A 21486-nucleotide genomic window follows, 5' to 3' on the forward strand; every position below is an offset into this window, starting at 1 on the left:
CGCCTACGGGGAGCGGGAGACGACGTGGCAGAAGCAGCGGCAGCGGCAGAGGGCGGCACGGCACCGTTCACCGTGGGGGTCACCGTCCGCGGCTACGAGACGGACACCCAGGGGCATCTCAACCAGGCCGTCTACCTCCAGTACGCCGAGCACGCCCGCTGGTCGCTGCTGCAGGCGTGCGGCGTCCGGCAGAGCGACCTGCTCGCGCGGGGCATCGGCCCGGTGACGATCGAGACGACCATCCGCTACCGGCGTGAGCTCCGGGCCGGCGACGAGGTCGAAGTCAGCTGCGCGTTCGTGTGGGGCGAGGGCAGGACCTTCACCGTCGAGCAGACGGTCACCAAGGCGGACGGCACGGTGGCCGCCGAACTGACCGCCGTGGGCGGCCTGCTCGACCTCGAGAAGCGCAAGCTGCTCACGGACCCGCGGGCGGCCTTCCGCGAGCTGGCCGCCGAAACGACGGCGCTGGGGCTGAGCTAGCGCCTCCCGTTCTGACGTCCGCTCGGGGCCCTGACGCCTGCTCAGGGCTTCTGCGGCACCACCTTCACCTCGGTGCCCGCCGCCCGCACCGCGCGGATCTGTTCCGCCGGCAGGCCGTCGTCCACGATCAGCAGCTCGAAGTCGGTCAGCGGGGCGAGCGCGTACAGCCCGTCCTTGGTGAACTTCGTGTGGTCGGCGACCAGCACCCGGCGCGCCGCGCTCTCCATCATGGCCCGCTTGACCTGCACCGTCTCGGGCGATGTGTGATAGCAGCGGCCGTTGATCACGGCCGTGGTGGACATGAACAGGACGTCGGCGCGGAAGGCCCGTACCGCGTCCGCCGTGTGCAGCCCCATGAAGGCGTCATACGCCGGGAAGTACGCGCCGCCCAGCGTGATCAGTGAGATACCGGGCTCCTTGGCGAGGGTGGCGATCGCCGGGAGGGAGTTGGTGATCACGGTCAGCGGGGTGTGCCCGGCGGTCTGGTGGGCCAGCAGGAGGCAGGTGGTGCTGTCGTCGAGCAGCACCGTCTGCCCGGGGACCAGCAGCGTCGCCGCGGCCCGCGCCAGCTGCTGTTTGGTGGCCGCCATGGTGGCCATCCGCTCCGCGACGCTGCCGTGGAACTGCGCCGAGGGCAGGCCGGTCGCGCCGCCGCGGACCTTGCGCAGCCAGCCCTGGGCCTGAAGCGCGTCCAGGTCGCGGTGTGCGGTCATCAGGCTGATGCCGAACTCCTCGGCGAGGTCAGAAGTGCGCACGAACCCGCTGGCGATGACCCGCTCGCGCATCTGCCGCCGCCGCTCGTCCTGGGCCTCGACCCGGTCCATCGCGCCCTCCTGCGTCGCCGTCGAGTGAATTCGCCGCGTTATGTTCGCACGGATTTAACACTGCACGCGGGGTGTCAGCCCTGTCCACATGCGGTTCCGCCACGACGCAACATGGCTGGTCGCGGCCCCGATGCGAAGATTTTGACGGCCATTGACGGCAGATTCTGCGCGGCTGTTCGATCGCTCCGTCCACCCCCCTTGTCCTGCCTCTCCCGCCGAGCCGCCGCAGAAAGGGAGACTCGATGACGAATTCTCCTGCCTCTCCCGCTTCCCCTCCGAGCGCTTCTTCGCCCAGCGCTCCCCCGCCTTCGCTGATCACCCGCCTGGGCATCCCCCGCACCCTCGTCTGGGGATACCTCGGACTCCTCCTCTTCATGATCGGAGACGGGGTCGAGTCCGGCTATCTCTCGCCGTATCTGACCGACCGGGGCTTCTCCGAGTCCCGCGTCGCCGTGCTCTTCACCGTCTACGGCATCGCCGCCGGCATCGCCGCCTGGCTCTCCGGAGTGCTCTCCGATCTGTGGGGCCCGCGCCGCGTCATGTGGACCGGCCTGGGTATCTGGGCCGCCTTCCAGCTGCTCTTCCTGGCCGCCGCCCTCCCCCTGGCCAGCTATCCACTGATGATGCTCAGCTACGGGCTGCGCGGCCTGGGCTATCCGCTCTTCGCCTACGGCTTCCTGGTCTGGATCGCCGCGGTGGCACCCCGCGCCCGCCTCGGCACCGCCATGGGCTGGTTCTGGTTCGCCTTCACCGGCGGCCTGCCCACCCTCGGCTCGCTGGTCGCCAGCGGACTCATCCCGCACATCGGCGCCTACGCCACCCTGTGGGCCGCGCTGGTGCTGGTCGCCGCCGGCGGACTGATCGCCCTGCTGCTGGTACGGGACGACCGGGGCGCCAGGCAGGACCGGACCGGGAGCCCGCTCGGCACGCTCGTCGGCAGCGTCACCATCCTGTGGCGCAACCCGCGCGTCGGCATGGGCTCGGTCGTCCGGGTCATCAACACCGCCTCCCAGTTCGGCTTCTTCGTGATCATGCCGATCCACTTCACCAGGACCGTCGGCTTCAGCCTCACCCAGTGGCTGCACCTGCTCAGCGCGATGTTCGCGACCAATATCTTCGCCAACCTGCTGTTCGGCGTGGTCGGCGACCGCTTCGGCTGGCGCCGCACCATCGCCTGGTTCGGCGGCGCCGGCTGCACCGTGAGCACCCTGCTGCTCTTCTACGTACCGAACGCGGCGGGCGCCAACTTCCCGCTCGCCCTGGTGGTGGCCGCCTTCTACGGCGCTACGCTGGCGGGATATGTACCGCTTTCGGCGCTGGTGCCCTCCATGGAGCCGCGGCACAAGGGACAGGCGCTGGCCGCACTCAACCTGGGCGCGGGCGCCAGCACCTTCGTCGGCCCCGCCGTGGTCGCGGTCTTCGTGGGCCCGCTCGGCGTCGCCGGGGTGGTCTGGATCTTCGCGGGAATGTACGCGGTGAGCACCGTTCTGGCCCTGTTCCTGAAGCTGCCGGACGGGCCGGACGCCGCGGACGGCACACCGGAAACCGGAGCCCCCGCCGCCGTCCCGTCCGCGGCGTGAGAGGACCCCACTGATGTCCGTACTGACCATCGACGTCGGCACCACGGTGATCAAGTCCGTCGTCTTCGACGACCAGGGCACCGAGATCGCCGTCGCCCGCCGGGCCACCGAGGTCCTGCGCCCGCACCCCGGCTGGGCCGAACAGGACATGGAGGCCGTCTGGAGCGCCGTCGTCCACACCGTCCGCGAGGTCCTCGACGGCCTGGCCGACCCCGTATGGCTGGTGTCCTTCACCGCCCAGGGGGACGGCGCCTGGCTCGTCGACGACCGCGGGCGCCCCACCGGACCCGCCATCCTGTGGTCCGACGGGCGCGCCGGGGACCTGCTCACCGCCTGGCAGCGCGAGGGCGTCCTCGAGGCGGCCTTCCGCCGCAACGGCTCGCTGACCTGCACCGGCATGCCCAACGCCCTCTTCAGCTGGCTCGCCGCCCACGACCCCGACCGCCTCGCCCGCTCCGCCACCTCGCTCACCGCCGCCGGCTGGCTCTTCCTGCGCCTCACCGGCGTGCGGGCGACCGATGAATCCGATGCCTCGGCTCCGTTCCTGGACCACACCACCGGCGACTACGACCCGTACATCCTCGAACTGTTCGGTCTGACCGACTGCCGGCGGCTGCTGCCCACGGTCCTCGGGGAGTCGGAGCGCATCGCCGAGCTGACCACCGAGGCCGCCGGCCGGCTCGGCCTGCCCGCCGGACTGCCGGTCGTGATGTCCCCGTACGACATCGCCGCCACCGCCCGCGGCGTCGGCGTGGTCAACCCCGGCCAGGCCTGCAGCATCCTCGGCACCACCCTGTGCACCGAGATCGTCCGCACCGAGATCGACACCAGCGGCGAGCCGTCCGGCATCAACATCGCCTACCGCGGCCGCGAACGGGTGCTGCGCGCCTTCCCCACCCTCAACGGCGCCGAGGTGCTCGGCTGGGCGGCCCGGCTGCTGCATCTGCCGGGCCCGCCCGAGCTGGCACAGCTGGCGTTCGCCTCGGAGCCCGGCGCCCGGGGGCTGACGTTTCTGCCGTATCTCTCCCCGGCGGGGGAGCGGGCGCCGTTCCTGGACCCGCGCGCCCGCGGCTCGTTCTGGGGCATGTCCCTGGAGCACACCCCCGCCGACCTGGCACGTGCGGTCTTCGACGGACTCTCCCTGGTCCTGCGCGATTCGCTGGCCGCCGCCCGCACGGAGATCAGCGAACTGCGGCTGTGCGGCGGCGGCGCCAACAGCGACGCCTGGTGCGCACTGATCGCCGATGCGACGGGCGTGCCGACCGCCCGCTCCGGCGACACCGAACTCGGCGCCAAGGGAGCCTTCCTGACGGGCCTGGTCCGTACCGGCGCCGAGTCCAGCATGCACCGCGCCGCCGACAAGTACGTCCGGATGCAGCGCAGCTGGGAGCCGGACCCGGAGCGCGCGGCGTTCTACGGCGCGCTCTACGAGGACTTCCTCGCCTGGCGCGACCTCGCCCGGGAGGCCGGCTGGCGCAGCGGCGCCGTCTGGAAAGGGAGCCCGCGCGTGACCACCCCTCTCGGAGGCACCGGTGTCTGACACCCCCACCCTCGACGGCGTCTGGCTCGGCCTCGACCTCGGCACCCAGAGCGCCCGCTGCGTCGCCGTCGACGGCACCGGCCAGGTCCTGGCCACCGCCGCCCGCCCGCTGACCGGCCACCGCGAGGGCCGGCGTCACGAACAGGACCCGCAGGAGTGGTGGACCGCGCTGTCCGCCGCCTGCCGGGAAGCCCTGGACGGCATCGACCCGCGGCGCATCCGCGGCCTCGCCCTCGACGGCACCTCCGGCACGATCCTGCTCGCCGACGCCCACGGCACCCCGCTCACCCCGGGCCTGATGTACGACGACGGGCGCGCCGACATCCAGGCCGCGGCCGTCAACGAGGCGGGCGCGGAGGTCTGGCAGGAGCTGGGCTACCGCAGCATGCAGCCCTCCTGGGCGCTGCCCAAGCTCCGCTGGCTGCTGGACCATACGCCACGGACCGAGGGCGCCCGGCTGCTGCACCAGGTCGATCTGATCACCTGGCGACTGGCCGGGCACCAGGTCGCCGCCGACGCCAGCCATGCCCTCAAGACCGGATACCACCTGATCGAGGAACGGTGGCCGGATCAGGTGATGGCCGGACTCGGCGTTCCGGAGAGCCTGTTGCCGGATGTCGTACGCCCGGGAGCCGTGCTCGGCACCGTATGCCCCCAGGCCGCCGACACCACCGGCATCCCTGCCGGCACCGCCATCGTCGCCGGGATGACGGACGGCTGCGCCGCCCAGATCGGCGCCGGCGCCCTCGCGCCCGGTGCCTGGAACTCCGTCCTCGGCACCACCCTCGTCCTCAAGGGCAGCAGCCCCCACCTGGTCCGGGACCCGGCGGGCGTCGTCTACTGCCACCGCGGACCGGGGGAGAGCTGGCTGCCGGGCGGCGCCTCCAGCAGCGGCGCGGGCGTGCTCTCCCAGTACTTCCACGGCGAGAACCTCGATGTGCTCACCGAGCAGGCCGCCGCCCTCGCCCCGGACGCGGTCGCCTACCCGCTGGTCTCCACCGGCGGCGAACGCTTCCCCTTCCGCGCCCCCGACGCAGAACCCTTCATCCTCGGCGAAGTCCCCACCCGCGCCGCCGAGTTCCACGCCCACCTCCTCGGCGTCGCCTGCCTCGAACGGCTCTGCTTCGACTATCTCGACCACCTCGGCGCACCCGTCGACGGACCGCTCACCTTCACCGGCGGCGGCGCCCGCAACCGCTACTGGTGCCGGCTGCGCGCCGAAGTCCTCGGCCGCTCCGTGCGCCTGCCCGAACAGGCCGAGGGCGCCCTCGGCATGGCCGTGCTCGCCGCCACGTCCTCGGGCGCCGGACTCGAGGAGGCGGCCGCCGCGATGGTCCGGACCGGCGACGAGATCGTCCCGGACCCGGCCCGTACCGCCCGCTGGCTCCCCGTCTACCTCCGCTTTCTCGACGCACTCACCCGCCGCGGCTGGCTCGACCACGCCGTGGCCGCACACGCCCGCAGGAGGGCCGCCCCGTGACCGACTTCATCCTCGTACGCCATGGCGAAACCGTCTGGCATGCGGAGAACCGCTACGCCGGCCGCACCGACGTCCCCCTCACCGACCAGGGCCGCGAACAGGCCGCGACCCTCGCCGCCTGGGCCGCCACGGCCTCGCTCACCGGAGTGTGGAGCTCCCCGCTCTCCCGCGCCCGGCTCACCGCCGCCCCCGCCGCCGACGCCTGCGGCCTGACCCCGCGCACCGACGAGCGGCTCTACGAACTCGACTTCGGCCGGGGCGAGGGCCTGACCAGGGACGAGATGCGGCAGCGCTTCCCCGAGCTGCTGGCGGCGTTTCTCACCGACCCGGTCGACAGCCATCTGCCCGGCGGCGAGCACCCCCGCAAGGCCGCCGAACGCGCCGCGGCATTCCTCGCCGACGTCGCCCGGGCAGAGCCCGACGGCCGCATCCTCGTCGTCGCCCACTCCACCCTGCTCCGGCTGCTGCTCTGCCACCTCCTCGGCATCCCGCTCGCCGACTACCGCCGGGTCTTCCCCCGGCTGGACAACGGCGCCCTCACCGAGATCCGTATCGAGCACGGCCGGACCGCACTGCTCAGCCTCAACGCCCCGGCCCTGAGCCAGACCCCCGCCCTGCACTGACCGACCACCCCCTTCCCAGGAGCAGCCCCCACCATGAGCAGCCCCGCCGTGCCCACCGCGACCACCGTGCCCACCACCGTCCTCGCCGCCGGCAACCACTTCATCCGCCCGAGCCTGTTCGCCGAGGCGGTGCGCACCGCGGCCGGGGACACGCCGCTGGACATCCGCGAGATACAGTTCGGCTGGCCGCACACCCCCTTCGGCCCGGTCGCCGAGGTCATCGAGGCATCCGGCACCGAGGACGAGATGATCGAGGCGCTCCGCGGCGTCGAGATCTGCGTCACCGAACACGGCCCGCTCACCGCGCGGATCCTCGCCAACTGCCCCGATCTGAAGCTGTTCTGCACCAGCCGCGGCGGCCCGGTCAACGCCAACCTCGACGCCGCCACCCGGCACGGCGTCGCGGTCTGCTACGCGCCCGGCCGCAATGCCACCGCCACCGCCGAACACACCCTCACCCTGCTGCTCGCCGCCGCCCGCGGCGTCGGCGACACCCACACCGACCTGCGCCGCGGCGTCTGGCGCGGCGACTACTACGACTACGACAACTGCGGCATCGAGATCGACGGCACCACCGTCGGCCTGATCGGCTACGGCGCCATCGGCAGCCGCGTCGCCAAGGTCCTCGCCGCGATGGGCGCCCGGGTTCTCGTCCACGACCCGTACGTCCACCCCGAGGCGCTGGCCGGCACCGCCGAACAGGTCTCCCTCGACGAGCTGCTCTCCCGCTCCCGCATCGTCTCGCTGCACGCCCGGGTCACCGAAGAGACCAAGGGCATGATCGGCCGCGACCGGATCGCCGCCATGCCGCACGGCTCCGTCCTGGTCAACTGCGCCCGCGGCGCGCTGCTCGACTACGACGCGGTCTGCGACGCGCTGGAGTCGGGACAGCTGGCGGGCTGCGGATTCGATGTATTCCCCGAGGAACCGATCCCGGCCGGTTCCCGGCTGCTGACCGCCCCCGGCGTCGTCCTCACCCCGCATATCGCGGGCGGCAGCCGGCAGGTCGCACACAAGGCCGCGCGGATCGTCGCCGGGGACGTCGGCCGTTATCTGCGCGGCGAACCGCTGGCGCACTGCGCCAACCCCGAGGCGCTGAAGGCAGGTTGACGGTCAGCAGCCGGGCGCGGCCTCGGCGAGCCCGGCGCCGGACGGGGCGCGGAGACAGCCGGTGTCCGGTTCGGGCGCGCTCCGGGGCGGCGGCCCGCTGCGGTGCGGCGCCGGGGCCGGGACCCGCCGGTATGGCACACGGCCGCCCCGCCCCGCCCCGCCGCGCCGCGCTCCGCTCAGCCCGACGGCTCCCGTACCGGCGCCTTGTGCCGGGCATGGGCGAGGAACGCGCGGGCCGGGCGGCTCAGCCGGCTGCGCGCGTGCACGAGGCCCACCGGGCGCAGCAGCGCGGGGCTGAACGACCGCACCTCGGCGCGCGAGCCGAAGGCCCGCAGAGCCATATCGCGATACCAGATCAGCGAGCCGTGCCCGCCCAGCACGCTCGCCACCCACGCCAGCCGCTCATCCACCTCCAGCGCCGCCACCGGTCGCACACCCAGCCGGCTGAACATGGACTCCAGCTCGGTGCGCCGGCCGGTGCCCCGGGTCGGCAGCACCAGCCGCAGACCGTTCAGCCGCCGCAGCGGCAGGGGATCGGGCAGCGCGGAACCGGGCGGCGAGACCAGCACCACCTCACGCTCGTGGAGATGATGCGAGGACAGCTCCTGGTCCACCGGCAGATCCACCAGCCCCAGCTCCGCCGCTCCGTTCGCCAGACACTGCACCAGCGCCTCGCGGCTGTCGTGCTGCAGCAGCCGGACACCCACCTCGGGATGGCGCGCGGTGAAGGCCGGCAGCATCTCCGCCGCGAGATCGATCGCGAGGGTGGGGGTCGCGACCACACACAGCTGTTGGCCCGCACCACCCCCGTGAGCCGCGCCGATGTCCTCGATCGCGTCCACCGCGGCCAGCACCGTACGGGCCAGCCGCACCACCCGGGCCCCTTCGGGCGTCAGCTCCACACCCCGGCCGCTACGGGTCACCAGCTCCACCTCCAGGTCCCGCTCCAGTGCCTGGACGGCCCGGGACAGCGCGGGCTGGGCGACATAGACGGCGGCGGCCGCGGCGGTGATGGACCGGCAGTCCGCGACCGCGACGAGATAACGCAGCTGCTGGAGGGTGAGGGCCATGGGCGGACGGTAGCCGCCGCAGGGTGAACCCGTAAGACCCGCTCGGCACCGAACCATGCCGAGCGGGCATGGGCCGTGCCGCACAAGGCCGTTGACAGTGCAAGGCAGCGGTTCCACGATGCCCCCGGCCCGCCGCCCGCCGTGGCCGCCGCCGCACCCGCCGACCGCGCAACCGGGTACCGGCACCACGAGAAGACCAAGGAGTGAGACCCATGGGACACCACACCTTCCGGCTGCGCCGCACGCTCGCCGCGGCCCTCGGCGCGCTCGGCCTGATCGCCGCGGCCACCACCGCCCAGGCGCACGGCACCAGGCCCCACGGCCACCAGGCCGCACTGCCGGCCTACGACCACGTCGTCATCGCCGTCTTCGAGAACAAGCAGTACGGCCAGATCATCGGCAGCTCCAAGGCGCCCTACATCAACCAACTCGCCCAGGGCGGCGCCAGTCTGACCGGCATGAAGGCGCTCACCCACCCCAGCCAGCCGAACTACTTCAACCTCTTCTCCGGCGCCACCCAGGGCATCACCGGCGACGGCTGCTACACCGCCCAGTCGATGAACGCCCCCAACCTCGGCCAGGAGCTGATCGCCGCCGGCAAGACCTTCGCCAGCTACAACGAGGGCCTGCCCGGCGAGGGTTCCACGGCCTGCTCCAGCGGCAAGTACGCGCAGAAGCACAACCCCTGGTTCGCCTTCAGCAACGTCCCGGTCACCACCGGCAAGACCTTCGCGCAGTTCCCCAAGGACGACTTCGGCAAGCTGCCCACGCTGTCCTTCGTCGTCCCGGACCTGTGCAACGACATGCACGACTGCGCCGTCGGCAGCGGTGACACCTGGATCAAGAACAACCTCGACACCTACGCCCAGTGGGCCAAGGCCCACAACAGCCTGCTCGTGCTCACCTGGGACGAGGACAACTACCTCGGCTCCAACCGGATCGCGTCCGTCTTCTCCGGCGCCCACGTCAAACAGGGCACCGTCGACGGCGCGTACAACCACTACAGCCTGCTGCGGACCTTCGAGGACATGTACGGCACCGGACACGCCGGCAACGCCGCCACGGCCACCCCGGTGACCGGAGCGTTCGACACCGCCGCCCGCTGACCGCAGGCCTCCCGCCCGAGGAGACGCCCGTGTATCTCTCGTCCAGCCGCGCCGCCGACGCCTCGGCCGGTGTCGCACGCGACCGGCCCTCCGTCCGCCGCGCCGTCGCCGGCAATGTCGTCGCCCTCGGCCTGGTCAGCATGGTCACGGACGTCTCCTCGGAGATGGTCACCGCCGTCCTCCCGCTGTACCTGGTCGCGGGCCTGGGCATGACCCCGCTCGCCTACGGCCTGCTCGACGGCGTCTACCAGGGCGTCACCGCCCTGGTCCGGCTCGGGGGCTCGTACGCCGCGGACCGTACCCGCCGCCGCAAACTCGTCGCGGGCACCGGCTACGCCCTCTCCGCGGTCTGCAAACCCGCCCTGCTCGCCGTCACCACCCCCTGGGCGATCGGCGCCGTCCTGGCCGCCGACCGCACCGGCAAGGGCCTGCGCAGCGCCCCACGCGATGCGCTGATCTCCCTGTCCACCACCCCCGGGGAACAGGGCCGCGCCTTCGGCGTCCACCGCACCCTGGACACCGCCGGCGCCCTGCTCGGCCCGCTCGCCGCCTTCGGCATCCTGTGGGCCGCCCACGACGGCTACGACGCGGTCTTCGACGTCAGCTTCTGCTGCGCCGTGTTCGGCGTCCTGCTCCTCGTCCTCTACGTCCGCGAGCCGCGCCCGTCCACCGCCGAGCGCCGTACCGGAACCCCCCTCCCGGGCGCCGTACGCGCGCTGCGCACCCTCGCCCGTACGCCCGGCGTGCCCCGCCTCGGCCTGGCCGCCGTCCTCCTGGGCACCGCCACCATCAGCGACGCCTTTCTCTACCTCGTCCTCCAGCAGCGCCACCACCTCGACGCCCGGTGGTTCCCGCTGCTGCCGGTCGGCACCGCGGCGGCCTTCCTGCTGCTCGCCCTCCCGATCGGCCGCCTCGCGGACCGCGCGGGGCGCCTGCGCGTCTTCCTCGCCGGTCACGGCCTCCTGCTCGCCGCCTACCTCCTCCTGCTCACCCAGGCGGTCCCCCAACTCCCCACCGCTGCCTCCCTGTTCCTCCTCCTGGGCACTTTCTACGCCGCCACCGACGGGGTGCTGATGGCCGCCGCCGCCCCACTCCTCCCACCGGCTCTGCGCGCGAGCGGCCTCGCCCTGATACAGACCGGGCAGGCCGTGGGCCGCTTCGCCGCCGCGGTGCTCTTCGGCGCGGCATGGACCTCCTTCGGCCCCGGTACGGCGCTGGCCGCCGCGGCCGGTGCCCTGGCCACCGCCGTCGCGGTCTGCGCCCTGATCCTCGCCCGCGGCACGGCCACCGGCGGCAGCACGGCCCCCACCTCCGGAAAGGCCACCGCATGACGCCGCCCCCCGCCCGCCACCGCCTCCCGGTACTCCTCGCGGTCACGGCCCTGCTCCTCGCGGGCGCCCTCGTCGCGGTGGTCCGTGCGGCCGGCCGCGCCGACGAACGCGACCACAGCAGACCGGGCCAACCGACCGTGAACAAGGGGGAGTGGGACCTGAACCACCCAGGACGCCTGATCTTCCGGAACCTGGCGTGGGGACCCCTGCGCGACCACCTCGCCGCCGTCCCGCTCACGGCCCCCGGCGCCGCCCGTACCGCCGCCCCCAGAGACTGCCTCCGCTTCCACGCCGCCGCCGGCACCGGAATCTGCCTGCGCTCCAAGGGGGGCGTGGTGCCGGGCCACGAAGCCGTGCTCCTGGACTCCCGCATGCGGGCCCTGCGCCGCTTCCCCGTGCCCGGTATCCCCACCCGCGCCAGGGTCTCGCCCAGCGGCCGGCTCGTCGCCTGGACGGTGTTCGTCAGCGGCGACTCGTACGCGGGCGGCGCCTTCTCCACCCGTACCGCGATCTACGACACCCGGACCCGCACCCTCCACGACAGCCTGGAGGACTTCAGCGTCCTGGTCGACGGCCGCCGCCACCGGGCCGTCGACCACAACTTCTGGGGCGTGACCTTCGCCGCCGACGACACCACCTTCTACGCCACCCTCGGCACCCAGGGCCGCACCTATCTCGTCCGCGGAAACCTGTCCCGCCGCACCCTGACCGCCGTCCGCGAGAACGTCGAATGCCCGTCCCTCTCCCCGGACGGCACCCGCATCGCCTTCAAGAAACGCGTCCGCCCCAAGGGGGCGGACGCGCCCTGGCGGCTGTACGTCCTGGATCTGCGCAACGGCCGCGAGACACCGCTGGCCGAGCGGGCGAGCGTCGACGACCAGGCGCTGTGGCGGGACCGGAACACGCTCCTCTACGCCCTTCCGGGGGACTACGGCGCCGACCTGTGGCAGGTCCCCGCGAACGGCGAAGGCCACCCCCGCAAGGTGGTGGCCTCCGCCGTCTCGCCCGCTGTCATCGGGCGCTAGGTTCCCTCAGCGCCGCCGCACCAGCGGGAACGGCAGCGTCTCGCGGATCGACAGACCGGTCAGGAACATCACCAGCCGGTCCACGCCGATGCCCAGACCGCCGGTCGGCGGCATCGCGTACTCCAGCGCCTGCAGGAAGTCCTCGTCCAGCTCCATAGCCTCCGGGTCGCCGCCCGCCGCCAGCAGCGACTGGGCGGTGAGCCGCCGGCGCTGCTCGACCGGGTCGGTCAGCTCCGAGTAGGCGGTGCCCAGTTCGGTGCCGAAGGCGACCAGGTCCCAGCGCTCGGCGAGCCGCGGGTCCTTGCGGTGCTGACGGGTCAGCGGCGAGACATCGGTGGGGAAGTCCTTGTAGAAGGTGGGGAGGGTGGTCTTCTCCTCCACCAGCCGCTCGTACATCTCCAGGACGATGTCCCCGCGTCCCATCTCCGGCTTCACCGGCACCGCCGCGCGCAGGCACAGCCGCCGCAGCACATCCGGCTCGGTGTCCGCGTCGACCTCCTCGCCGAGCGCCTCCGAGATCGCGCCGTAGACCGTCTTGACCGGCCAGATCCCCGAGATGTCGTGCTCGACCAGCCGGCCGTTCGCATCCGCCTTACGGGCCGTGGCGCTGCCGAACGCGGCAACGGCCGCCCCCTGGATCAGCTCCCGGGTCAGGTCCAGCATCACGTCGTAGTCGGCGAACGCCTGGTACGCCTCCAGCATCGTGAACTCGGGGTTGTGCTTGTAGGAGATGCCCTCGTTACGGAACGTCCGTCCCATTTCGAAGACCTTCTCCATGCCGCCCACGCACAGCCGCTTCAGATACAGCTCCGGCGCGATGCGCAGATACAGATCGAGGTCGTAGGCGTTGATGTGGGTGTGGAACGGGCGGGCGTTGGCGCCGCCGTGGATCTGCTGCAGCATCGGCGTCTCGACCTCGAGATAGCCGCGGTCGATCAGCCCCTGCCGCAGCGCCTGCACGGCCGTGCTGCGCGCCCGTACGGTCTCCCGCGCATCCGGCGAGACGACCAGGTCCACATACCGCTGGCGGACCTTGGCCTCCGGGTCCGAGAGGCCGCGCCGCTTGTCGGGCAGCGGCCGCAGGCACTTGGCGGTCAGCCGCCACTGCGTCACGAACACGGTCAGCTCACCGCGGTCGCTCGCGCCGATCTCGCCCTCGGCCTCGACATGGTCACCGAGGTCGATGTCCGAGCCGAAGCGGTCCAGCAGCTCCTTGCCGCTGCCGTCCCGGGTCAGCGCGATCTGCAGATCGCCCGACCAGTCCCGCAGCACCGCGAAGAGCACCCCGCCGTGGTCACGGGTGAGCAGCACCCGCCCGGCGACGGTGACGGACGTGCCGGTACGCGTCCCGGCCGCCAGGTCCGGGTGGGCGTCGCGCACCTCGCCGAGGGTGTGCGTGCGCTGCACGCCCACCGGATACGGGTCCGTGCCCGCCTCGCGCAGCCGCTCCAGCTTGTGGTGGCGCACCCGGACCTGCTCGGGCAGCGCGGCCAGCTCCGCCGCGCGCTGCTCCTCCTCGGTGGCGGGGGTGCGCACCAGCCCGAGCTCGTGCAGCGACGGCAGCCCCGCGGTGCTCGCCGGGGCCAGCACCTTCTTCTTGTGGCCCTTGCCCCACAGCTTGCCCAGGCTCGGTACGGCCACAAAGCCCTCGGCGATACCGGACGCGAGCCCGATCCGGGCCAGCGCACCGGCATCCGCGTAGCACAGGAAGCGCGGGTACCACTGGGGGTTGTACTTGGCGTTGGAGCGGTAGAGCGCCTCCAGCTGCCACCACTTGGAGAAGAACAGCAGCAGCTTGCGCCAGAACTTCAGCACCGGGCCCGCGCCGATCCGGCCGCCCTCTTCGAAGGCGGACCGGAAGACCGCGAAGTTCAGCGAGATCCGGCGCACCCCGAGCTGCCCGGCCTGGGCGCACAGCTGGGCGACCATGTACTCCATGACGCCGTTGGGCGCGGAACGGTCGCGGCGCATCACATCCAGCGAGATGCCGTCCGTCCCCCAGGGGACGAAGGACAGCAGCGCCATCATGTTGCCGTCGCCGTCGAAGGCCTCCGCCAGCAGGCAGTCCCCGTCCGCCTCGTCGCCGAGCCGGTCCAGCGCCATCGAGAAGCCGCGCTCGGTCTCGGTGTCGCGCCAGGCGTCCGCCCGGTGGATGACCTCCTGCATCTCCTCGTCCGACAGCGCCGAGTGGCGGCGCAGCCGGAAGGTGGCGCCGGTGCGCTCGACGCGGTTGACGGCCTGCCGGGTCACCCGCATGTCGCGGCCGTCCAGCTCGAAGTCCTTGACGTACAGAATCGCCTCGTCGCCCAGCTGCAGCGCGCCCAGCCCGGCGCGCGCGAACGCCTTGGCGCCCTCCTCGCTGGCACCCATGACGGCCGGCTGCCAGCCGTACCGTCCGGCGACCTCCAGCCAGGCCTCGATCGCCGGGCCCCAGGCCTCCCGGTCGCCGACCGGGTCACCGCTGGCCAGGCAGACGCCGGTCTCCACGCGGTAGGTGACGGCGGCCTTGCCGCTGGGGGAGAAGACCACGGCCTTGTCGCGGCGGGTGGCGAAGTAGCCCAGCGAGTCCTGGCTGCCGTAGCGGTCGAGCAGTGCCCGGATACGGGCCTCCTCGTCGCCGTGCAGCGCGGCCTCCATCCGCTGCGAGCGGAACAGTGCGGCGGCGGCGTTCAGCAGTGCCAGCGCGCCGAGGAGTCCCACCACGGTGCCGACCCAGTGCGGCGGATGTCCGGTGAAGGGATGGCCGAAGGCGAGTTCGCCGCTGACGCGGTTGGCGGTCCACAGCAGCCGGTTCCCGCCGCCGGATGCCAGCGTGCCGGGGAACAGCGAGACCAGACCCCAGCCGATCAGCACCGCCGCAACCAGCCCGCCGGCCAGCACGCCGATGGCCCGCAGGAACGCCCCGCGCCGGGTGATCGCGTAGAACTCGCGGTGCGCGGCGAGCAGCAGCACCAGCACGCCGACGCACAGCACGACGGAGAACGCGTACTCCCAGTAGCCCGCGGCGACGAACAGGGCACCCCCGAGGGTGACCATCACCATGTATGCGACCAGGAACCACAGCGCCACCCGTTTACGGGCGGCCAGCGCGGCGCCGAGCAGAAGAAGAAACGCGGCATACGCGAAGTTCGGCGTCACCGGGATGGTGAGGGTGTCCAGCCAGTAGATCACCGGCCGGAGGCCGCGCCGCAGGGGCCCGATAAGTGCCATCAGGGCGCAGAAGAGCCCCAGCATGCTGAAGGTGATGGCGAAGCCGTTGGGCACACGGCGCCGAAAACGCCGCCACGCCGAAAGTTGATCCTGGTCCTGCACGGTGCTCATTCCGTCACATTAGGCTTTTTGGGCTTGGAAAGGGGTCAGCTGCTGTGGGGCCGTTCGCCCATCCAGTCTCCGGTCCGTCGGCCGTGCCGCCGCCGCCCAGCACGCCGGCCCGCTGCGGGCAGGGGAGGAGGGCTGGGGCATAGAGGGGACTTTCGTCGAGGGTGCGGAAGTGGCGGGTGTGCCGGGGACGGCGCTCGCTAAGACGGCTGAACGCGATACTTCGTTGCCCGGAGTGATGTGATGCGCGTCACATTGCCGCGGGGTGAAGGGTGAGGGCCCGCCGGTGACATGCAGTGATCACCCGTTTGGCGCACCTGGCGGCGAACCGGACATACCCTGAAATACGCCAAACTGGCCACCCGAGGCCGTCCAATCGGGCGGCGGTCGAGGAGGTGCACCATGGCAATTTCCATTTCGGTCGTCCTGCTGCTGGTGATCTTGACGGTCATCTTTCTGCGCAGCGGAAAACTCAAGTTCTCGCACGCCCTGGTGTGCGCCCTGCTCGGCTTCTATCTGGCCGGCAGCAGCCTCGCCCCCGACATCCACAACGGACTCGCCGGCGCCGCGGACATGGTGAGCAGCGTACGTCCATGACAGCGGCGGCCTGACGGTACCCCACCCGCCGTCGCCCAGGTCCCGCAGGCCGCTCAACGGACCCCGGGGCGGCCCGCTCACCCGAAGCTGAACACCCCGACCGCATTCGGCACCGGCCGCTCCGCCCCGCCCGACGGATGGTTCCGTACCGTCACATCCCGGCTGAACGGATCGCGGGTGACCAGCGTCGAGGACCCGCCGCCGTCCAGATCGACCGCGTTCTGCGACCCCAGCCGGTTCATCAGCTCGCCCAGCTCACGCACCGTCATACCGGCCTCCCCGCGCGTCCCGTCCAGCGAGAGCAGATACAGCACCCGGCCGTCGTCCCCGGTCCCCGCCGAGGTACGCACCGCCGCCGCACCGTCGTCCAGCCCGTCCACCGGCCGCGCATCCCGCACGATCGGAAACCCGCCGACCGCGAACCGCAGCGGTACCGGCCCCTCGCCCACCAGGCGATGGCTGACGCTCACCGGATCGCCCAGATGCAGCTTGCGCAGCTGCCGCGCCCCTTCCTCCCGTCCCACCAACACCGTGCTCCCCGCCTCGACCCCGCCCGCGCCCGGCCGGTCGGCCAGCGCCACCACCTGGCCGTGCCGGACCGTCACCTCCGCGGTCTCCGCACTGCACGGCGCCGCCCGGTCGGTGTCCGTACCGCAGGTGGCGCGCACCCGGGAAGCGGGTCCCCACAGCTCGGTGTACGCACCGATCCCGTCCACCGGCAGGGCGTACTGGTTGAGCCCGCGCAGCGGCAGCGGCCCGTCGGCCGTCCACACCGTGCCGCGCAGCGACAGCCGGTCCAGTCGCGCCCGGCGGTCGTAGCCGATGCCGAGGACGTCCTCGGTCGTGGCGCCCGGCGGCATGGCCGGTCCGAACCGCTGCCCGTCCGGCACCGCGGCCTTCAGCCGCCGTCCGGAGGAGATCGCCGGCCCGACCGAGGCGCCGGTGGGCTCCACCCCCGGATGCTGCGCCTCGCTGATATTGAAGAAGTCGCCGTTGACGGCCCCCACCGCCCCGCGGGCGTCGGCCAGTTCGGACACCGGCGCCCGCGCGCCCACGGCCCCCGGGTACAGCAGGTCCACCGTCACCCGGGGATCGTCCAGGTCGACCGTCAGCAGATGGCCGTGCGCCAGGCCGCGCGGCACCGTCGTGCGGAACTCCCCGTACTCCACGCCGGGCGCCACCGGTACGTCGGCCACCTGGCGCAGGGAGTCGACCGCCGCGGTGGCCCGCGACCCGCCGGCCATCCCGCCGCCGGCGAGCGCGGCCCAGGTCGCCAGCACCGTCAGTACGACACGCACCCCGCCGAATCGCTGCTTCACGCCCACCCCCTGACGTCCCGCCAAACTGTCCCAGGTGCCGACGACGGCCACTATGACCCGCAGATGTCGCAAATCTGCATATCTGCTGTACGGCCGTCGTGTCGGCCCGCCCCCGCGGTCCGGCGCCGCCGGTCAGCGGCTCGCCGCGGTGACCATCTGCAGATAGCGCGCCCAGTCCCAGTACTGGCCCGGGTCGGTGTGGTCGGTCCCGGGGATCTCGACATGGCCGATGATGTGCTCGCGGTCCTTGGGGATCCCGTAGCGGTCGCACACCGCGGCGGTCAGCTGCGCCGACTGCGCATAGAGCACATCGGTGAACCACTTCGGGTCGTCGGTCCAGCCCTCGTGCTCGATACCGATGGCGCGGGTGTTGTAGTTCCAGTTCCCGGCGTGCCAGGCGACGTCCCGTTCGTCGACGCACTGGGCGACATAGCCGTCGTGGGACCGTACGACGTAGTGCGCGGCCGCCTTGTGGGCCGGGTCCTGGAACAGCTTGATGGTGTCGGCGTAGGTCTCCTGGGTCACATGCACCACGACCAGGTCGATCGGGTACTGGCCGGGGCGGTCGGCGGCGGTGAAGTTGGCGGGGGCGGCCGGGACCCAGTGGAGGGGCGGATAGCCGTCGTGCCCCCTGAAGTCGCTGTTCTCTGCGAAGTCGCTGTTCTCCGCGTGGTCGTCGTTGCCCGTGGGGTCCGACGGGCCGTCGGAGAGCGGGGCCGCGTGGGCGGCGGTCGCGCCGAGCGGGCCGAGGGCGGCGGCCGCGGCGATCGCGGCCGCGCCGGTGAGCAGACTTCTGCGGGCCGGGGGACGGCGGTCGGGCTCCATGTGAACTCCTGACAAGGACCGAGGAATGGTCGCGTACATGTCACGCACATGTGATGCATCCATAATGCGCAACAGCTCACGCCCTGCCAAGGGAATGGCCGCTGTGCCAATGGGCTTGACCAAAGGCGGAACTCCGCAGGTCAGAACTCCCCGGAAAACCTCCCGCAGCAAACCGCCCGGTACCTGAACGGACGTCACCCGGGCGGCGCCCCCGCTCAGGGCGCGCACCCGGGTGGTCTCGCAGCCGGCTCGGTCGGCTCAGTGACCGATCTCTACGTCCTCCAGGATGCCCAGCGCATCCGGCACCAGCACCGCCGCCGAGTAGTACGCACTGACCAGGTACTGGATGACCGCCTGGTCATTGATGCCCATGAAGCGCACCGAGAGACCCGGCTGGTACTCGTCCGGAATGCCGGTCTGGTGCAGACCGACCACGCCCTGGTTCTCCTCGCCCAGCCGCATCGCGATGATCGAGCTGGTCTGCTCCGGTGTCACCGGGATCTTGTTGCACGGCAGCAGCGGAATGCCCCGCCAGGCACGGACGTCGGTGCCGTGCAGCTCCGCCCCGGTCGGATAGATGCCGCGCGCGTTCCACTCCCGTCCGATCGCCGCGATGGTGCGCGGATGCGCCAGCAGGACCTGGGTCTTACGGCGCCGTGAGATCAGCTCGTCCAGGTCGTCCGGGGTGGGCGGACCGCTGCGGGTGTGGATGCGCTGCTTGAGGTCGGCGTTGTGCAGCAGTCCGAACTCGCGGTTGTTGATCATCTCGTGTTCCTGGCGCTCGCGGAGCGCCTCCACGGTCAGCCGCAGCTGCTGGTCCATCTGGTTCATCGGGTCGTTGTAGAGGTCCGCGACCCGCGAGTGGATCTTGAGTACGGTCTGCGCGACGCTGAGTTCGTACTCGCGCGGCGCCAGGTCGTAGTCGGCGAAGGTGCCCGGCAGGGACGGCTCGCCGACATGGCCCGCGGCCACCTCGATGGCCGCCTCACCGTGCTTGTTCTGCGCCGGCACCAGCGCGGCCCGGAAGGCCTCGACGTGCGCGCGCAGCGACTCCGACCCGCCCAGCACCTGCTCGTAGTCGCCGCGCGACAGGGTCAGCGCGGTCACCCGCGTCACCGCCCGTACGGTGTGTTCCCAGGCCGCGCCCCCGTCCAGCAGCGCCGCCGCGCCCAGATGGTCGCCGCCGGCCAGCTGCCCCTGGACCGTCTCCCCGCCGTACTTGCCGGTGCCGAGCCGGTCCAGCTTGCCGTGGGCGATCAGGATGATCCGGTCCGCGGGCTGGTCCTGCTGGGCGAGCACATCGCCGGGCGCGAACTCGTGCTGGGCGAAGCGGCCGGCCAGCGCCTCGAGCGTCGGGGTGTCCGTGAAGCCACGCAGCGGCGCCAGCTCACGCAACTCCTCGGGAATCACCCGGACTTCGGCGCCGGTGTTGACGAACTCCACCTGCCCGTCGCCGAGCGTATGGGTGAGACGGCGGTTGACGCGGTACGTACCGCCGTTGACCTGTGTCCAGGGCAGGACGCGCAGCAGCCAGCGGGAGGAGATCCCCTGCATCTGCGGCACGGTCTTGGTCGTGGTCGCCAGCTTGCGCGCGGCCGCGGTGTCCAGGCTGGAACGGTTCTGCTCGGTGCCGGACGCCTGCGGGCCGGAGGTCGGGTCCACGGATGTGGTCATGGAGAAAGCTCACCTGTTCTGTTCGGTGCTGTCGGTACTGCTGGGTGCTGCCGAGTGGTGCCGGGTACGGGGACGGAATTCCGGTCTTCCGTTTTCCCGACTTCGTCCCTGACTTCTTCCCTGACTTTTTCCCTGACTTCAGAGACCGACTTCTACGTCCTCGAGCACGCCCAGTGCGTCCGGGACCAGAACGGCCGCCGAATAGTAGGCGCTGACGAGGTAGTTGATGACGGCGCGGTCGTCGATCCCCATGAAACGCACCGACAGACTCGGCTCGTATTCATCGGGAATTCCCGTCTGGTGCAGACCGACCACGCCCTGCTTTTCCTCACCGGTGCGCAGCAGCAGAATGGAACTCGTCCGTTCCTTTGTCACCGGGATCTTGTTGCACGGGAAGATGGGCACCCCGCGCCAGGACGGCAGCGAATGCCCGTGGAAATCGACCGCGGTCGGATACAGCCCGCGGGCGCTCCACTCCCGGGCCATCGCGGCGATCGCCCTGGGATGGGCGAGCAGAAAGCCCGGGTCCTTCCAGACCGTTGCGAGCAGATCGTCGAGGTCGTCGGGGGTGGGCGGACCGCTGCGGGTGGGGATGCGCTGCTTGAGGTCGGCGTTGTGCAGCAGCCCGAACTCACGGTTGTTGATCATCTCGTGTTCCTGGCGCTCCCGCAGCGCCTGGACGGTGAGTTTGAGCTGCTCCTCGACCTGGTTCATCGGGTCGTTGTAGAGGTCGCCGACCCGGGTGTGGGTGCGCAGCACCGTCTGCGCGACGCTGAGTTCGTACTCGCGCGGCGCCAGGTCGTAGTCGGCGAAGGCGCCCGGCAGCGATGGTTCGCCACGATGTCCGGAGGCGACGGCGACCGCCGATTCCCCGCTGGAGTTCGTCGGGTGTACGGGTTCCTGCCGCACGCCCGCGAGATGTTCCCGCAGTCCGGGTGACCGCTCGATGATCTCCAGGGCGGCCCGCCGGGGGAGTTCCACGGCCGTCACGCGGGTCATCGCGCGATAGCTGAACTCCCAGGTCACCTCGTCGCTGGTGAGCGGTGCATCGCCCAGGTGGTCGCCGCCGGCCAGGGCGGCCAGCACGGTGGTGTCGCCGTACTTGCCGGTGCCGATACGGTCCACCCGCCCGTGCGCGATCAGCACCAGCCGGTCCCCGGGCCCGCCCGCCTCGGCGATCAGCTCCCCGGGGGCGTATTCCCGCTGGGTGAACCGTTCCCCCAGCGCGGCCAGCACCTCGGTATCGGTGAAGTCCCGCAGTGCGGGCAGTTCGCGCAGTTCCTCGGGAATGATCGCGACATCGGAGCCGGAAATATCGAAATCGATCCGCCCGTCGCCGACGGTGTGCGACAGCCGGCGGTTGACCCGATACGTACCACCGGAGACCTGAACCCAGGGCAGCAGCCGCAGCAGCCAGCGGGAGGTGATCCCCTGCATCTGCGGAACGGTTTTGGTGGTGGTCGCCAAATTCCGCGCTGCGGCGGTACTCAGGCTCGAATGCGAGGTGTCTTCCGGGTTTCCGTTTAAGGTCTCGTCGACAATCGTCACAACTCCGCCTATCTCTTGAAGGGGGCAGCGCAGCCG

General features: G+C 71.8%; 17 protein-coding genes. 10 read left to right on the top strand and 7 right to left on the bottom strand.

Translation table 11 applies throughout. The annotated features are described in order from the left end of the window. The first annotated feature begins 24 nt into the window (after nt 1–24). Nucleotides 25–480 carry an acyl-CoA thioesterase gene (locus ADL29_RS33145; RefSeq protein WP_053927240.1) on the top strand — a complete coding sequence of 152 codons (456 nt, stop codon included), beginning with the start codon at nt 25–27 and terminating at the stop codon, nt 478–480. Nucleotides 481–521: 41 nt separating this feature from the next. Here the strand turns inward: ADL29_RS33145 and ADL29_RS33150 are convergent, their stop codons facing one another. Then, a complete protein-coding gene (locus ADL29_RS33150; RefSeq protein ID WP_053927241.1) occupies nt 522–1304 on the bottom strand; it encodes a DeoR/GlpR family DNA-binding transcription regulator in 783 nt (260 codons plus the stop codon). A 242-nt stretch (nt 1305–1546) separates the two neighbouring features. Here ADL29_RS33150 and ADL29_RS33155 point away from each other — a divergent pair, with 242 nt between their 5' ends. The 5 genes from ADL29_RS33155 to ADL29_RS33175 are packed head-to-tail and all read left to right on the top strand — an operon-like array spanning nt 1547 to nt 7637. Beyond that, complete coding sequence (locus tag ADL29_RS33155) at nt 1547–2884, top strand: MFS transporter (protein WP_053927242.1); 1338 nt, start codon at nt 1547–1549, stop codon at nt 2882–2884. Between the two features lie 13 nt (nt 2885–2897). After that, nucleotides 2898–4424 carry an FGGY-family carbohydrate kinase gene (locus tag ADL29_RS33160; protein WP_053927243.1) on the top strand — a complete coding sequence of 509 codons (1527 nt, stop codon included), beginning with the start codon at nt 2898–2900 and terminating at the stop codon, nt 4422–4424. Next, nucleotides 4417–5904 (top strand): FGGY-family carbohydrate kinase, encoded by a 1488-nt coding sequence (locus ADL29_RS33165; protein WP_053927244.1) that lies wholly within the window; start codon nt 4417–4419, stop codon nt 5902–5904. Before ADL29_RS33160 ends, ADL29_RS33165 begins: the two co-directional genes overlap by 8 nt. Beyond that, nucleotides 5901–6527 carry a histidine phosphatase family protein gene (locus ADL29_RS33170; protein WP_053927245.1) on the top strand — a complete coding sequence of 209 codons (627 nt, stop codon included), beginning with the start codon at nt 5901–5903 and terminating at the stop codon, nt 6525–6527. The genes ADL29_RS33165 and ADL29_RS33170 overlap by 4 nt, the downstream gene beginning before the upstream one ends. Nucleotides 6528–6560: 33 nt before the next feature. Then, a complete protein-coding gene (locus ADL29_RS33175; protein WP_053927246.1) occupies nt 6561–7637 on the top strand; it encodes a 2-hydroxyacid dehydrogenase in 1077 nt (358 codons plus the stop codon). A gap of 176 nt (nt 7638–7813) precedes the next feature. Here ADL29_RS33175 and ADL29_RS33180 read toward each other — a convergent pair whose 3' ends face one another. After that, the gene (locus ADL29_RS33180) at nt 7814–8707 is read right to left on the bottom strand and encodes a LysR family transcriptional regulator (RefSeq protein ID WP_053927247.1); all 894 of its coding nucleotides are present in this window, start codon (nt 8705–8707) and stop codon (nt 7814–7816) included. 212 nt (nt 8708–8919) lie between these two features. Between ADL29_RS33180 and ADL29_RS33185 the strand changes: the two genes are divergently transcribed. Genes ADL29_RS33185 through ADL29_RS33195 form a run of 3 tightly spaced genes read left to right on the top strand, consistent with a single transcriptional unit; the run spans nt 8920 to nt 12169 of the window. Next, nucleotides 8920–9813 carry an alkaline phosphatase family protein gene (locus tag ADL29_RS33185; RefSeq protein ID WP_053927248.1) on the top strand — a complete coding sequence of 298 codons (894 nt, stop codon included), beginning with the start codon at nt 8920–8922 and terminating at the stop codon, nt 9811–9813. Nucleotides 9814–9842: 29 nt separating this feature from the next. After that, entirely contained in the window at nt 9843–11144 is a 1302-nt protein-coding gene (locus ADL29_RS33190) for an MFS transporter (protein WP_053927249.1), read from the top strand. Then, the gene (locus tag ADL29_RS33195) at nt 11141–12169 is read left to right on the top strand and encodes a TolB-like translocation protein (RefSeq protein WP_053927250.1); all 1029 of its coding nucleotides are present in this window, start codon (nt 11141–11143) and stop codon (nt 12167–12169) included. The genes ADL29_RS33190 and ADL29_RS33195 overlap by 4 nt, the downstream gene beginning before the upstream one ends. A gap of 6 nt (nt 12170–12175) precedes the next feature. Here the strand turns inward: ADL29_RS33195 and lysX are convergent, their stop codons facing one another. After that, entirely contained in the window at nt 12176–15490 is a 3315-nt protein-coding gene (gene lysX, locus ADL29_RS33200) for a bifunctional lysylphosphatidylglycerol synthetase/lysine--tRNA ligase LysX (protein WP_053927251.1), read from the bottom strand. Between the two features lie 399 nt (nt 15491–15889). Here lysX and ADL29_RS33205 point away from each other — a divergent pair, with 399 nt between their 5' ends. After that, entirely contained in the window at nt 15890–16084 is a 195-nt protein-coding gene (locus tag ADL29_RS33205) for a hypothetical protein (protein WP_046924747.1), read from the top strand. A gap of 77 nt (nt 16085–16161) precedes the next feature. Here ADL29_RS33205 and ADL29_RS33210 read toward each other — a convergent pair whose 3' ends face one another. From ADL29_RS33210 to ADL29_RS33225, 4 genes are all read right to left on the bottom strand, one after another. Continuing rightward, a complete protein-coding gene (locus tag ADL29_RS33210; protein WP_053927306.1) occupies nt 16162–17403 on the bottom strand; it encodes a phosphodiester glycosidase family protein in 1242 nt (413 codons plus the stop codon). A gap of 132 nt (nt 17404–17535) precedes the next feature. Further along, nucleotides 17536–18228 carry an N-acetylmuramoyl-L-alanine amidase gene (locus tag ADL29_RS33215; RefSeq protein ID WP_053927252.1) on the bottom strand — a complete coding sequence of 231 codons (693 nt, stop codon included), beginning with the start codon at nt 18226–18228 and terminating at the stop codon, nt 17536–17538. A gap of 258 nt (nt 18229–18486) precedes the next feature. Beyond that, a complete protein-coding gene (locus tag ADL29_RS33220; RefSeq protein ID WP_046924745.1) occupies nt 18487–19902 on the bottom strand; it encodes a family 2B encapsulin nanocompartment shell protein in 1416 nt (471 codons plus the stop codon). Nucleotides 19903–20040: 138 nt separating this feature from the next. Next, entirely contained in the window at nt 20041–21450 is a 1410-nt protein-coding gene (locus tag ADL29_RS33225; protein WP_053927253.1) for a family 2B encapsulin nanocompartment shell protein, read from the bottom strand. Nucleotides 21451–21486 lie beyond the last annotated feature (36 nt).

The organism is Streptomyces chattanoogensis (assembly GCF_001294335.1).
Taxonomy (GTDB): Bacteria; Actinomycetota; Actinomycetes; order Streptomycetales; family Streptomycetaceae; genus Streptomyces; species Streptomyces chattanoogensis.

Bases quoted from the DNA above. Each gene is read 5' to 3' on its own strand.
- ADL29_RS33160 (WP_053927243.1), top strand. From the start codon at position 2,898: ATGTCCGTACTGACCATCGACGTCGGCACCACGGTGATCAAGTCCGTC.
- ADL29_RS33220 (WP_046924745.1), bottom strand. From the start codon at position 19,902: ATGACCACATCCGTGGACCCGACCTCCGGCCCGCAGGCGTCCGGCACC.
- ADL29_RS33150 (WP_053927241.1), bottom strand. From the start codon at position 1,304: ATGGACCGGGTCGAGGCCCAGGACGAGCGGCGGCGGCAGATGCGCGAG.
- ADL29_RS33195 (WP_053927250.1), top strand. From the start codon at position 11,141: ATGACGCCGCCCCCCGCCCGCCACCGCCTCCCGGTACTCCTCGCGGTC.
- ADL29_RS33155 (WP_053927242.1), top strand. From the start codon at position 1,547: ATGACGAATTCTCCTGCCTCTCCCGCTTCCCCTCCGAGCGCTTCTTCG.
- ADL29_RS33180 (WP_053927247.1), bottom strand. From the start codon at position 8,707: ATGGCCCTCACCCTCCAGCAGCTGCGTTATCTCGTCGCGGTCGCGGAC.
- ADL29_RS33185 (WP_053927248.1), top strand. From the start codon at position 8,920: ATGGGACACCACACCTTCCGGCTGCGCCGCACGCTCGCCGCGGCCCTC.
- lysX (WP_053927251.1), bottom strand. From the start codon at position 15,490: ATGAGCACCGTGCAGGACCAGGATCAACTTTCGGCGTGGCGGCGTTTT.
- ADL29_RS33215 (WP_053927252.1), bottom strand. From the start codon at position 18,228: ATGGAGCCCGACCGCCGTCCCCCGGCCCGCAGAAGTCTGCTCACCGGC.
- ADL29_RS33205 (WP_046924747.1), top strand. From the start codon at position 15,890: ATGGCAATTTCCATTTCGGTCGTCCTGCTGCTGGTGATCTTGACGGTC.
- ADL29_RS33175 (WP_053927246.1), top strand. From the start codon at position 6,561: ATGAGCAGCCCCGCCGTGCCCACCGCGACCACCGTGCCCACCACCGTC.